We start from the raw sequence: 12,727 nt of genomic DNA, 5'->3' as shown, positions 1-12,727 counted from the left end.
TTAAATAATATTTATTATTTAAGTCAGTTCTTAAGTTAACTCTTGTGTTCGCTTTTGCAACCTATTTCAACACAACCGTTGTACTAGAATTTGGGATATCTATCAAAAGATAAGTAACCAATAGACACCAAAAAAACTTAGCATTATTTATTGAAGCATCACCAGTCATAAACTAAGAATTTTATGGGTTATTATATTGCGCCTCGCTTTTTGGATAAACTGGCTGTTCACATCACCAAAAACTTTTTAAATATTCCTGGTGTGCGAGTTCCTCTAATTTTAGGGATTCATGGACGTAAAGGTGAGGGAAAAACCTTTCAATGTGAGTTAGCTTTTGAAAAGATGGGTATTGAAGTTACACTCATCTCTGGTGGGGAATTGGAAAGTCCCGATGCAGGAGATCCAGCACGGTTGATTCGGCTGCGTTATCGGGAAACAGCAGAACTGATCAAAGTGCGCGGCAAAATGTGTGTGCTGATGATCAACGATTTAGATGCAGGTGCAGGCCGCTTTGATGAAGGCACTCAATATACTGTAAATACTCAGTTGGTGAATGCCACGCTGATGAATATTGCTGATAATCCTACTGATGTGCAATTACCGGGTAGTTATGATTCTAACCCGATCCGGCGTGTGCCAATTATTGTTACAGGTAATGATTTTTCCACTCTCTACGCACCGTTAATTCGGGATGGACGGATGGAGAAATTTTATTGGGAACCCAACCGCGATGATAAGGTGGGAATTGTTGGGGGAATCTTCGCTGACGATGGACTTTCATCACGGGAAATTGAGCAGTTAGTTGATACTTTCCCCAATCAATCAATTGACTTTTTTAGCGCGTTGCGATCGCGCATTTACGACGAACAAATCCGCGACTTTATCCATAAAGTCGGGTTTGAGAGGATATCTTTGCGTATAGTAAACAGTGTAGAAGGGCCACCAGAGTTTAAAAAGCCAGATTTCAGCCTTGCTCATTTAATCGAGTCTGGTAAAGTTGTCTTAGCTGAACAACAACGAGTGGAAAACTCTCAATTGGTTGATGAATACAATCGTTTGAATAGAGGAAGAAGTAATCAACCTGCACCCCCTGCGCCTCAAATACCAGTTAAGCCATCAACTAATGGAAATCACAAGCATGATGGATCTAACACTCATTTAACTTTAGAAACCCAAGAACAGATTCGGCAAATCTTAGCTCAAGGTCACAAAATCACATTTGAACATGTAGATGAGCGACGCTTCCGCACTGGTTCATGGCAAAGTTGCGGTACTCTCCACATTGATGCTGAATCAGATGCTATCTCTACTCTAGAGGCTTGCTTAGTTGATTACAGTGGTGAATATGTGCGTTTAGTAGGAATTGACCCCAAAGCCAAGCGGCGCGTTGTAGAGACGATAATTCAACGACCGGACGGCAGAAATTAACGGGTAAAGGCGATGGTAATACACCATCGCTTTTTTTAAGAGATGGCAACCATAATTAATTCGTAATTCGTAATTTGTAATTTGTAGTTAGTACATGCCGGAAAAATTTTGATATCGGTTGTTTACAAAATACTGATTACAAGTTGAGAGCTATTATGAAGTATAAATCTTTAATTATTATTGGGTGCATTGCTATTTTAAATGTTGGTTGTACAAATCAAAATCAGACTGTTACTCAAACACCAACCGCAACAACTGTAGCTAGTGCTAATATTAAAGCAGGTGCATTCCAATCTGCCGCACATCCCACACAAGGACAAGTTACTTTGGTAAAGGAAGCAGGAAAAAACTACCTGGAGTTTAATCAAGATTTTAAAACTGATTTAGGCCCAGATTTGCAAGTAATTTTGACCCGTTCTGAAAAACCAGCATCGGGAGTCAAAGACGGCGATTATATTAGAATTGCCCGTTTACAGAAAACATCTGGTACTCAACGTTATGCTTTACCTGATAGTGTTAACTTGCAAGAATTTAAGTCTGTAGCTGTATGGTGTCGTCTATTTAATGCTACTTTCGGCTATGCCGTTTTGTAATTCTACAGAAATTGTCAAAAGTATGCTGTCTAGACAATTTCAAAATTGACTATAAAAAATGCCATATTATTTATTAAACCCCCAAATCTAGGAGGTTAGCATGACCTCGGCACAAACACCATTTGGCGTTGAATCAACTCTACCTGACTATACGCAGCTACCAGAATCAGACGGAACATTTGTGTTCGCGAAGCGTGCTGGAGGCAAAAATCTGCAAGAACATCCTCAAAGCATATGTTTGTGGTAGGTAATAGGTAATCGGTAATTGGTAATAGTAAAAACCGATTTCCCATTACCTATTACCTATTACCAAAAAAACCAACTATATCGTCATTAATCAGCCAGACTTGATATTATTTCCCCCAATCGGGTGATTTTACCGGACGAAGCGAGTAATTCAAAATAGTTGTAGTATGATTGTAACTCGTGCTACTGATGGTGGAACTAATGACACCTCGATTTCAATACACCAAGGCTACTCAAGAGGATATTCAACAGCTAGGATATATCCTTGAGCAGTGTTTTATCATGTCCTCTGGGGACAGTGAAACTTATGTTAAACGTATTGGCTTAGAAAACTTTCGCGTTATTTATTCTGAACAAAAACTTGCAGGTGGACTTGCAATTATCCCGATGGGTCAGTGGTGGGGTGGTCAGTCTGTAACGATGGCGGGAATTGCGGCTGTGGGTATTGCTCCAGAATATCGCGGAGAAGGAACTGCGATCGCTCTCATGGAAAATACTCTCCATGAACTCTCCGACAGAGAAATTCCTATTTCAGTTCTCTACCCAGCTACGCAACGCCTCTACAGAAAAGCAGGCTATGAACAAGCTGGTAGTTGTTGCGTATGGGAAATTGAGAGCGAAAGTATTTTAATTCGACAACCATCTTTAGCATTAACACCTGTAATTTCTGAAAATTATGCTATCTTTCATGAGTTATATCAACAACAGGCAAAATTCACTCATGGATACTTAGATAGACATCCTGCTATTTGGGAAGGATTAATTCCTGCATCTAATTCAGAAATTGTTTATGGTTACTTAATTGGTGATCAAGACCAACCCCAAGGTTACATTATCTTTAGTCAGGAGCGAATTAAGGACGATTCAGTTCTTAGAATTAGAGATTGGTCTATCCTCTCCAATGCTGCTGTACAAACCTTTTGGTCGTTTATTGCTAATCATCGTTCCCAAATTGACAAAGTAAGGTGGAAAAGTTCTGTTACTGATGCTTTGACATTGATGCTACCAGAACAAGCTGCCACAATTAGAAATCAAGACCGTTGGATGTTACGAATTGTCGATGTGTGCAAAGCATTAGAGGCGCGGGGATATCCGCCAGGAGTAGAAGCCGAACTGCATCTAGAAATTCAAGATGAGTTGTTAACTGCCAACAACGGTAAATTTACCTTATCTGTTACCAATGGTAAAGGGAAAGTAACCAAAGGTGGCAAAGGAGAATTACAGCTAGATATCAAAGGATTAGCACCCTTGTACACTGGTTTATTTACACCCCGTCAGTTGCAGCTAATGGGAAAACTCCAAGCAACAGAAACAGCACTCTTAACAGCCACGCAAATTTTTGCTAGTGAATCCCCTTGGATGATGGATTTCTTTTAATTAGGGGTGTAAGTTCTGCTTCTTTACTCCGTTACCTTACTAAGAACTAAAGTTCTGACTACGGACAAAAAATAGCCCCCTGAACTCAGGAGGCGGGAAGACGTAGCACTGCTACGTCTTGATGATTAACTAGCAACGTATTCTTTAACATTGGCTCGACGGCGACGCAGATGAGCAAGTGCTTGATGTTCTAATTGGCGGACACGTTCACGGCTGAGATTCAATCTTTCGCCGACTTTCGCCAAGGACATTTCATTACCATCTAGTAAGCCAAAGCGCAATGCTAAGACTTCTCGCTGTTGGGGTGTGAGTTCTGCAAGCAAGGTGTTCAAGTCTTGGCGCAAGAACTCTTGGGTGGTGTAATACTCTGGTGATGGGCCTTCATCTTCCAGCATTTCTTGCAGTTCTGTATCTTGGTTGTCACCAACTTTCACATCTAAGGAAACTGGTTGACGCGCCATGTTCAGATACTCACGAATTTGTGCTGGCTCTAGTTCTAGCTCTTTGGCAATTTCTGCTGGTGAGGGAGAACGTCCTAAAGTTTGAGCTAATTCGCGCTGAACTTTTTTAATTTTGTTCAGTTTCTCGGTAATATGTATAGGGAGCCTGATAGTCCGGCCTTGTTGAGCGATCGCACGGGTAATCGCTTGGCGAATCCACCAGTAAGCGTAGGTTGAGAATTTGTAACCCCTCATTGGGTCAAATTTCTCTACGCCTCTTTCTAACCCTAGAGTTCCTTCTTGAATCAAATCAAGGAACTCCATATTGCGCTTTTGGTACTTCTTAGCAATAGCCACAACCAAGCGCAAGTTCGCTTCAATCATCTTTTGCTTGGCGCGTTTACCTTGATGTACAGTCTGTTTCACTTCTGTTTCAGACTTTTGAACATGGTCAGCCCACTCTGGTAAACTAGGCTCACGCTGCAATTTCGCCTTTAAATCTTCTTTTGCATCGATGAGCGTCATCATTTGCTGCACCTGCTTCCCGTAAACAATCTCTTGCTCACGGGTGAGCAGGGGCACACGACCAATTTCTCGCAGATAGGTTCGCACCATATCAGCCGTGAATTTGGTGTTTGTGTCTTCTGTGTGGGTGTTAACAGTAGGCATTGGTGCGTTGTCCTCTACTCCGTAAACACAATTAATGTTGAGTAATAAATTCAACTGGGAAATTTGATGAGTCTCTAGCAGAACTCAAGGCGCTAATAACTTTAATAAGCTCTTGTATTCATTTTCTAGAAGCCGCTACCTTGAGATAGGTTCCCCCTACCATCAGTTAATGTTTTAATCTCTTACAAGCACAGTGGTTGATTTTCCAGAATTCTTTATTTGTGTCAATCGCTGGCGGCGACTGGTCAATCCGAAGTCAGTATGAGTTCCACTTCTCTTTAATATTAAGACAAATTCTTCAGATAGTAAAGTAGCCCAAAGAAGGATATATATTATAGTGTAAAATTGCTCTTGATATATAAAATTTTTGCAGTTCCTTATAAAAGTTATCTATATCTATAGTGACGCGAAAATCCTCTGTTCTGTTGCCTGCCAGTAGGGAGATAACCGAACTGTAAAAGGTATGAGTTTACTACTTAGTCAGTTGACAGTTAACAGTTAAAATCCCAAATCAGCTTTAGCTAGTTCGGCTGCGGCGAATACTTCTGCATCTGGTTTTTCTTCCCAGGCTGCATCGCCTATTTCGGCGTAGAATACAGAGTCGTAGGGACGGGTTCTGACTACTACAGGCATAGGTACAGCGTGACCTAAAATTAAAGCTTGTTGCTTGGAGTCTAGCTTGGCTAATACAGACCTTAAACCACTAGCACCTGATACACCAGTAAAAATCGCGTCTATATCTTTGTCATCGTTCAGCAAAGCGGTGATGCGTGTCCCAATTTGAGACATAACTTCATTATCTATGCCGGAGGGTCGTTGATCAACTACCAAAAGCGTTACAAAATATTTACGCAGTTCCCTGGCAATTGTGCCGAAGATGGTACTTTGGACGATCGCCGGGTCAAGAAAGCGGTGCGCCTCCTCAATTGTAATCATCAATGGCGTTGGGCGATCGCTAGGATTTTTGCTTTGTAGGAACTTATCGGCTTTCCTTACATAATGCTCATGAATCCTTCTGGTAATCATGTTTGTCACCAGCATATAGGAGAGCATATTCGACTGAGAACCAAATTCTATCACGACATTTTTGTCAGCCTCTAAGGATTGTAAGATTTTATTAATATAATTTTGGGGGCATACGGCTCGCATATATTTAAGACCATCTAAACGCAATAGCTTACGCTGTAGCGCCATAATTGATCCTTTGTGTCCTCGCTTCTCCTCACAGAACATTTCGATTTCTTCGTTAGTCATGTTCAGCAGTTGGACAATCCAAGATTTGCCGAACTCACTAAACAGAATATTGGCATTATCTAAGGCTGCATCTGATAAACCTAAATCTCGACTACATAATTTAATATCTTCGACTTCGATTTGCTCATAACTAAGGTAGAGTTCTTGTGAGTCGCGTACACCCCGGCGCTTAGTCGATTCGGGATCAAGGGTATATACCTCAACTCTTCCCGGAAACAGTTGCTTGAGTCCCTTAACAGTATTAACATTCTTCCCTTCCGCGACAGCTTCCCAACCATATTCTGAGTGCATATCAAATATAAGGTTAACCGCCGCGTTCTTCCGAATCACGCCAGCCAAGAGTAAGCGGGTAAGAAATGATTTACCAGTACCAGATTTCCCAAATACGCCATTACTCCGTTCCACAAAACGGTTTAAATCGATACACACGGGAACATCCATATCTAATGGTTTCCCAATAGAAAAGTTTTTGCGTTGGATGTCGTCTTCCCAACCAAACACCCGACGGAAATCTTCCTCACTCGCTTCGTAAACTTGGCTGAAGTGACTGGGGATGGTTTTTACGGGGAGTAATTCCATCGTTGTACTTGTTTGGGGCTGGAAAGAAGCTAAATTTGTGGAGGAGGGAACAAAAGGATTGACAGACTTACCATCTGTTGTAGAAAAAGACTCATTAGATTCAGGGGTAAACATTAGCATCGGTGAGAGGTTAATTGTCCCGTAGGTTCCACTCCCGGCTAAAACTTCCCGTAAAAAAGTATCCTCCCAACTGGGGGGACTAGCAATAATGCGCGTATTAGCAGTACCCAAGGCTACATCTGTCAGCATACAGAAAAACCGCGATCGCATCCCTTGGACTACCAAAAACTTACCCACCCGCATATCCTCAACGGAAATATCCGGGTGTAAGCGCACTTCTAAACCCCCAGTCAGAGAACCTTGAATTACTGAACCTAATGGTTGTTGTGGATTAGTCATTAGTCATTAGTCATTGGTCATTAGTCAACAGTCAACAGTCCATAGTCCACAGTCCATAGTCATTAGACTGTTTTCCTCACCACTCCCTACTCTCTACTCCCTACTCCCTCACCTAATCAATTTGAATAGTAGTCGGCGAACCACCTGCGGCTGGGGATGCACCAATTAAGGGTTTGCGGAATTGGCTGTAGAGGCGATCGCGCCAGGTGAAGAAGGGTGTAAAATCGGGATTTTCGGCTAATGCTGGTACACCTTTACCTCTCAGATTGGCGGGTATATCTAGATAGGGGCCTTCTGGGAATTTTAACAGTATAGATAAACCTGCTACTGCTAAGTCGGCTAGGGTGGGTTCGTCTCCGGTTAAATAGGGACTATCTGCTAACAGTAGTGTAAGGGCTTCTAGGTCTTGTTTCAAATCTGCGATCGCACTTCTGACGACATCTGGACTATAACCTACACCAAACCCTAAAACACTAAGAAAATCAGCAGGTACGCCTTCCACTAAAGTTTTGAAAACATCTGGTGTTGATGTGGGTAATAAAGCTTTGCGGAAAGTTTGGTCTTGACTAATAGCTGCAAATAATGCTTTTCTACCTTTAATACCGATGGACTCATCAGCCCATTCTTCTATTAATAAAGTTAAACCTCTTTGTTTGGGGTCTTTTGGTATTAGAGGACGGTCTGGATATTCTAAGTCTAAATACTTGGCGATCGCTGTTGAATCGGCAATATATTTATTACCATCTTTCAAAACAGGTACTTGTCGCTGTCCAGTTAAGCGAAATAAATCTACTTGTCCAATTCCTGGAGTTACCTCAATTTTGCGGTATTCTAAACCTTTAAAATCTAGTATTAGCCGCACTTTTTCTGAGTATTGGGAGAACTCCCATTGATATAATTCTAACACCATATACACCTTGTTACTGATTAGGGGAATAACTTACTGATTGTAACTTTACTTCCAGTAAATTTCCTGAGTAAGTAATTAATTTATTACCACACTGTTTGATAAGACTAGGTTAATTCAGGTATAAGTTTTTTCCAAACCCCAACTATTGCTATATTTATTTTCAAATTGATTAACAATGAGCAATTGTTCAAGGTTTAAAGTAATAATTGCCTAAGAAACTTGAAGAGAAATCCTATTATCTAAGTGTTAAATATAACTTAATTTTGCAATTTTGCCTATACAGACCACGTTACTCAAGTTAGGAAACCTACTCACACAACTAGCTACACAGCATACTTTTGTATAAAAATCTTACATCTATAGTTAGATTTTGTTGCTTGTAAAATGTTATAAATCTTTAAATAACCAAATTAAAATCAAAACAAACAAAAATTATGAGGGTGAATCAAAGCAAGCTGCTGACAAATTTGGTAGGTGTAGTGAGTTTAGCAGGCGCAAGTCTCCTCATTACTTTACCATCAGTTGCCAGAGAAGCATTAAATCCCAATCCTTCTATTTTCCAAGAAGCTCCTTATAATCGCAGTCAAGGTATTCAGGCGAATGTTAGCCAGCTGACAAAAGACAATAATAAAAAACCAGTAGCACAAAATCCAGCAGGCCGCACAAATCCTAGACCAAGTATCTTTAACGAGCCTCCCTATAACCGTGGTAGCGGCGGAACTACATCTGCGCCAGTAACTCCCCCAACAACAAAACCCAGAACCCAAACACCTGCAACACAAACACCCCCAGCAGGAACCAGCAGCACACAAGGGAAAAGTTTGTTAGCATTGGTGCAATCAAGTAGTTCGTTTACCACTCTCAACAAAGCAATACAAGCGGCTGGATTAACCGAAACTCTCCAAGGCAATAATAACCTGACAGTTTTTGCTCCTACCGATGCTGCATTTGCTAAATTACCACCAGATGCGCTAAAAGCATTATTGCAGCCAGAAAACAAAGAAGTATTAGTTAAAGTACTCACTTATCACGTTGTACCTGGTAGTGTATTATCGTCTGATTTAAAATCAGGTGAAGTGAAAAGTGTTGAAGGTGGGGCAATTAATGTCAAAGTAGATGCTCAAGGTGTCACAGTGAACGATGCTAAAGTAGTACAAGCTGATATCAAAGCCTCTAATGGAGTAGTCCATGCGATCGATACAGTAATTTTGCCTCCTGATTTATAGTATTTTTCCATTCCAATTACTGCTGATCAATTGATTTTTTAACAAGAAAGCCATTCAAATGTTAATAATTTGAATGGCTTTTATTGATCGTGCATAAAACCCTATCCCCTTGTGGGTGGGGCTGTAAGCGCAGTTAATTCAGTTATCTATCTTGCCCAAACAGTCATAAATTTATCAATTACTTCCTAGCAATTACCCAAACTGCATGAACAATCCCAGGAATATAACCTAAAAAAGTCAAAAGTATATTAATCCAAAAATCTTTACCTAGTCCAACTTGTAAAAAAACTCCCAAAGGTGGGAGAAAAATTGCACATAAAATCCGAATTAAATCCATATCTAATTAACCACCACTAATTTTAGCTTTATAACCTAGCTTAATCAAAATCTCTAAAATTTTTTGTTTATGATCACCTTGAATTTCAATCTCATTATCTTTGACTGTACCACCTGAGCCGCATTGACTTTTTAACTGTTTGACTAAATCTGCCAAAACTTCTGGTTTAGTTTGAAACCCTGTAATTACCGTCACAGTTTTACCCTTACGTCCGGCGCGGGTAGCTTGCACTCTTAAATCTTGTTGTTTTGGTGGTAGTTCAGGTGTTGCTCTTTCAAAAGCGGCGGAGTTTTCGTTACCACCAAACTCACGATAGACGATATGCTTATCAGAAGATTTAGACTTAGAAGAAGACATAATTAGATTAGTTCGTTGTCAGTTGTTTTGGATCTTGAGTTATTCATCAATTACGAATTACCCTCCGGGTTCGGCAGTTCCTCTTTGGGGAAACCACCAAGATCGGACTGCCTCACGAATTACGAATTGCTACTCAGACTTTCCTTTGACACTCCCCAGCCTAAAGGCGTGGGGATTCTACATTCACAGACTCGCCATTAGACGACAGGCTTGCGCCAACCGCCCAAGAGGGCAAATCTCCTGTAGCGTAAGTTCCGGTATGCCCTACCGTACTGAGTCCTAATCTCAGAATATTGATTGCTGCATTGATGTCTCTATCTTCGGTATATCCGCAATGTGGACAAACATGAGTCCTTGTAGACAGAGATTTTTTCACAACTTCACCACAGTTAGAACAGTTTTGACTTGTATTATGGGGAGGAACTGCAACAGTCACTTTCCCATATTTATGCGCAAAATATTCCAACCACTGTCGGAAAGTGTACCAACCAGCATCAGAGATAGATTTAGCTAGATGTCGATTCCGTACCAACCCTTTGACATTCAAATCTTCATAGGCTACCAAATCGTGAGATTGGATGACGGAGTATGCGAGTTTTTTGCAATACTCTTTTCGTTGCCTACTTACTTTTAAATGCTTACGAGCATATCGATTTCTAGCTTTGTGGTAATTGTTAGATTGTCGTCGTTTAGCCTTCTTTGTTTCCTTGCTGAACTTTTTGGACTTTTTGCGGTTTGCTCGGTTTAACTGCTTTTCTGATTTACGGTAGAACTGGGGTGATGATTCTACATTGCCGTTGTTGTCAGCAATGAAGTATTTTAATCCTAAGTCAATACCTACTATTTGTAAGGTCGGTTGGCTTTCTACTTTTATATCAACCTCAATGGCAAATTGAGCATAGTAACCATCAGCACGACGTACTAGACGAACACGTTTAATTTGCTTGATGTCGTAATAGTTAAGGTCGTAAGTTCCCTTTAATTTCAGAGTTCCAATACCTTTTTTGTCACAGAAAGTTATGGTTTTTCTCGTTTCTGAAAGCTTCCATCCTGTTGATTTATACTCAACCGAACGGCAGTTTTTCTTAAACGTGGGAAACCCCTTCTTACCTTTAACCTTGCGCTTACAGTTGTCGTAAAACCGAGCTATTGCCGACCATGAACGTTCCGCCGCAGATTGTCTCGCCATTGAATTTAGTTCTGAGGCAAAGGGAAACTCAGCAGCTAGTACAGCACAATATTTATTGAGATCATACCTACCAATATTTTTATTATCCATCCAGTAGCGTAAGCACTTATTTTGGATGAATTGGCTGGTACGAATTGCTTCATCGATAGCGCAATACTGCTGTTGTTTCCCCTTGACTTTAAACTCGTAAACAATCATGGTGAGCAATGTGTTGGGCGGGTTTCCCAACTTGTAGCAATTGCGCTAGCGCAGCGTTAGGGAGGTACGAGCGTCACATAAAAGGCTCGACCAATTCACTACTATCTTATGTTACCACAAACTACATAAAGCCGTCTTTCTAAGACAGGGTTTTAAACCAAGTTTCTGATAACATTTAAGTCTATCCCATCATCAAAAATCATTCCGTGACTACCACACCCCTTTCTCCAAGTACTCCCTCAAATGCTCAGGTTCCTGATACTCAGGGACGCTTTGGACGCTTTGGGGGTAAGTATGTGCCGGAAACCTTGATGCCAGCTTTGGCTGAATTAGAATCAGCTTATCAGCAATACCGCAATGACTCTGGTTTTCAAGCAGAATTACAACAATTATTGCGTGATTACGTAGGACGAGCCACACCGTTGTATTTTGCAGAACGTCTTACTGCTCATTATGCTCGTCCAGACGGTACAGGGCCACAAATTTATTTGAAGCGTGAAGATTTAAACCATACAGGCGCTCACAAAATTAACAATGCACTTGGTCAAGTGTTATTAGCCAAGCGCATGGGTAAAAAACGTATCATTGCCGAAACAGGTGCGGGTCAGCATGGTGTAGCTACTGCTACAGTTTGCGCTCGGTTTGGGTTGGAGTGTGTGATTTACATGGGCGTTCACGATATGGAACGTCAGGCGTTGAACGTGTTCAGAATGCGGCTAATGGGGGCGGAAGTGCGTCCGGTGGCGGCTGGGACAGGAACCCTCAAAGATGCTACATCTGAAGCAATTCGGGACTGGGTGACAAACGTAGAAACTACTCACTACATTTTAGGTTCCGTAGCAGGGCCTCATCCTTACCCCATGATGGTACGGGATTTCCACGCGGTAATCGGACAAGAAACTCGCGCCCAAGCTTGGGAAAAATGGGGTGACTTACCCGATATTCTTTTGGCTTGTGTAGGCGGTGGTTCCAATGCGATGGGGTTGTTCTATGAGTTTGTGAATGAGCCATCGATTAGATTAATTGGGGTAGAAGCCGCAGGCGAAGGTGTGAATACAGAAAAACACGCTGCTACCTTGACAAAGGGACGAGTTGGTGTATTACACGGGGCAATGAGCTATCTGCTGCAAGATGAAGATGGGCAGGTAATTGAAGCACACTCGATTAGTGCAGGGTTAGATTATCCCGGTGTAGGGCCAGAACACAGTTATTTAAAAGATGTTGGTCGGGCTGAATACTATAGCGTGACTGATGAAGAAGCTTTAGCCGCCTTCCAAAGTTTGTCTCGGTTAGAAGGAATTATACCAGCACTAGAAACAGCCCATGCGATCGCCTACCTCGACACCCTTTGTCCTCAACTTACAGGTAGTCCTCGCATCATCATTAACTGTTCTGGACGCGGTGACAAAGATGTGCAAACTGTAGCAAAATTTCTCATGCCACAATAAATCTATCTAAAGTAAGAGATTATCTCAAAATTACATAAATTTATTTAGGTGGATTTATGGCAATTTTGGGAAAAATT

At 41.3% G+C, this 12,727-nt stretch carries 12 protein-coding genes; 6 read left to right on the top strand and 6 right to left on the bottom strand.

What is annotated here, in order from left to right; all coding sequences use genetic code 11:
- Positions 1–183: 183 nt before the first annotated feature.
- The 4 genes from NSMS1_RS25155 to eis all read left to right on the top strand — a co-directional run bounded on the left by NSMS1_RS25155 (position 184) and on the right by eis (position 3,644).
- Entirely contained in the window at positions 184–1,428 is a 1,245-nt protein-coding gene (locus NSMS1_RS25155) for a ribulose bisphosphate carboxylase small subunit (RefSeq protein ID WP_224087406.1), read from the top strand.
- A gap of 155 nt (positions 1,429–1,583) precedes the next feature.
- Positions 1,584–2,021 (top strand): DM13 domain-containing protein, encoded by a 438-nt coding sequence (locus NSMS1_RS25150; protein ID WP_224087405.1) that lies wholly within the window; start codon positions 1,584–1,586, stop codon positions 2,019–2,021.
- Between the two features lie 100 nt (positions 2,022–2,121).
- Complete coding sequence (locus NSMS1_RS25145) at positions 2,122–2,268, top strand: hypothetical protein (RefSeq protein ID WP_224095439.1); 147 nt, start codon at positions 2,122–2,124, stop codon at positions 2,266–2,268.
- Between the two features lie 200 nt (positions 2,269–2,468).
- Positions 2,469–3,644 (top strand): enhanced intracellular survival protein Eis, encoded by a 1,176-nt coding sequence (gene eis, locus NSMS1_RS25140; protein WP_224087404.1) that lies wholly within the window; start codon positions 2,469–2,471, stop codon positions 3,642–3,644.
- Between the two features lie 125 nt (positions 3,645–3,769).
- Here eis and NSMS1_RS25135 read toward each other — a convergent pair whose 3' ends face one another.
- From NSMS1_RS25135 to NSMS1_RS25125, 3 genes are all read right to left on the bottom strand, one after another.
- Positions 3,770–4,753 carry an RNA polymerase sigma factor, RpoD/SigA family gene (locus NSMS1_RS25135; RefSeq protein ID WP_224087403.1) on the bottom strand — a complete coding sequence of 328 codons (984 nt, stop codon included), beginning with the start codon at positions 4,751–4,753 and terminating at the stop codon, positions 3,770–3,772.
- A gap of 498 nt (positions 4,754–5,251) precedes the next feature.
- A complete protein-coding gene (locus tag NSMS1_RS25130; RefSeq protein WP_224087402.1) occupies positions 5,252–6,985 on the bottom strand; it encodes a helicase HerA domain-containing protein in 1,734 nt (577 codons plus the stop codon).
- A gap of 112 nt (positions 6,986–7,097) precedes the next feature.
- Positions 7,098–7,892, bottom strand: a complete 795-nt coding sequence (locus NSMS1_RS25125) for a glutathione S-transferase family protein (RefSeq protein WP_224095349.1) — start codon at positions 7,890–7,892, stop codon at positions 7,098–7,100.
- 437 nt (positions 7,893–8,329) lie between these two features.
- Here NSMS1_RS25125 and NSMS1_RS25120 point away from each other — a divergent pair, with 437 nt between their 5' ends.
- Positions 8,330–9,121, top strand: coding sequence for a fasciclin domain-containing protein (locus NSMS1_RS25120; protein ID WP_224087401.1), 792 nt, complete (start codon positions 8,330–8,332; stop codon positions 9,119–9,121).
- A gap of 178 nt (positions 9,122–9,299) precedes the next feature.
- Here the strand turns inward: NSMS1_RS25120 and NSMS1_RS25115 are convergent, their stop codons facing one another.
- From NSMS1_RS25115 to NSMS1_RS25105, 3 genes are all read right to left on the bottom strand, one after another.
- Complete coding sequence (locus NSMS1_RS25115; protein ID WP_224087400.1) at positions 9,300–9,458, bottom strand: YqaE/Pmp3 family membrane protein; 159 nt, start codon at positions 9,456–9,458, stop codon at positions 9,300–9,302.
- Positions 9,459–9,464: 6 nt separating this feature from the next.
- On the bottom strand, positions 9,465–9,815 hold the full coding sequence (locus tag NSMS1_RS25110) for a translation initiation factor (protein ID WP_224087399.1): 351 nt from the start codon (positions 9,813–9,815) through the stop codon (positions 9,465–9,467).
- A gap of 160 nt (positions 9,816–9,975) precedes the next feature.
- The gene (locus tag NSMS1_RS25105; RefSeq protein WP_224087398.1) at positions 9,976–11,202 is read right to left on the bottom strand and encodes an RNA-guided endonuclease InsQ/TnpB family protein; all 1,227 of its coding nucleotides are present in this window, start codon (positions 11,200–11,202) and stop codon (positions 9,976–9,978) included.
- Between the two features lie 206 nt (positions 11,203–11,408).
- On the opposite strand from NSMS1_RS25105, the gene trpB reads away from it, so the two are divergent.
- Positions 11,409–12,650: a tryptophan synthase subunit beta gene (trpB, locus tag NSMS1_RS25100; RefSeq protein ID WP_224087397.1), complete on the top strand. Its 1,242-nt coding sequence runs from the start codon at positions 11,409–11,411 to the stop codon at positions 12,648–12,650.
- The last annotated feature ends 77 nt before the right edge of the window (positions 12,651–12,727 follow it).

The organism is Nostoc sp. MS1 (assembly GCF_019976755.1).
Taxonomy (GTDB): domain Bacteria; phylum Cyanobacteriota; class Cyanobacteriia; order Cyanobacteriales; family Nostocaceae; genus Trichormus.
The sequence above is the reverse complement of the archived record's forward strand: the minus strand, read 5'-3'. Positions and strand labels throughout refer to the sequence as shown.

Bases quoted from the DNA above. Each gene is read 5' to 3' on its own strand.
- NSMS1_RS25110 (WP_224087399.1), bottom strand. From the start codon at position 9,815: ATGTCTTCTTCTAAGTCTAAATCTTCTGATAAGCATATCGTCTATCGT.
- NSMS1_RS25120 (WP_224087401.1), top strand. From the start codon at position 8,330: ATGAGGGTGAATCAAAGCAAGCTGCTGACAAATTTGGTAGGTGTAGTG.
- NSMS1_RS25130 (WP_224087402.1), bottom strand. From the start codon at position 6,985: ATGACTAATCCACAACAACCATTAGGTTCAGTAATTCAAGGTTCTCTG.
- NSMS1_RS25135 (WP_224087403.1), bottom strand. From the start codon at position 4,753: ATGCCTACTGTTAACACCCACACAGAAGACACAAACACCAAATTCACG.
- NSMS1_RS25145 (WP_224095439.1), top strand. From the start codon at position 2,122: ATGACCTCGGCACAAACACCATTTGGCGTTGAATCAACTCTACCTGAC.
- eis (WP_224087404.1), top strand. From the start codon at position 2,469: ATGACACCTCGATTTCAATACACCAAGGCTACTCAAGAGGATATTCAA.
- NSMS1_RS25115 (WP_224087400.1), bottom strand. From the start codon at position 9,458: ATGGATTTAATTCGGATTTTATGTGCAATTTTTCTCCCACCTTTGGGA.
- NSMS1_RS25155 (WP_224087406.1), top strand. From the start codon at position 184: ATGGGTTATTATATTGCGCCTCGCTTTTTGGATAAACTGGCTGTTCAC.
- NSMS1_RS25150 (WP_224087405.1), top strand. From the start codon at position 1,584: ATGAAGTATAAATCTTTAATTATTATTGGGTGCATTGCTATTTTAAAT.
- NSMS1_RS25105 (WP_224087398.1), bottom strand. From the start codon at position 11,202: ATGATTGTTTACGAGTTTAAAGTCAAGGGGAAACAACAGCAGTATTGC.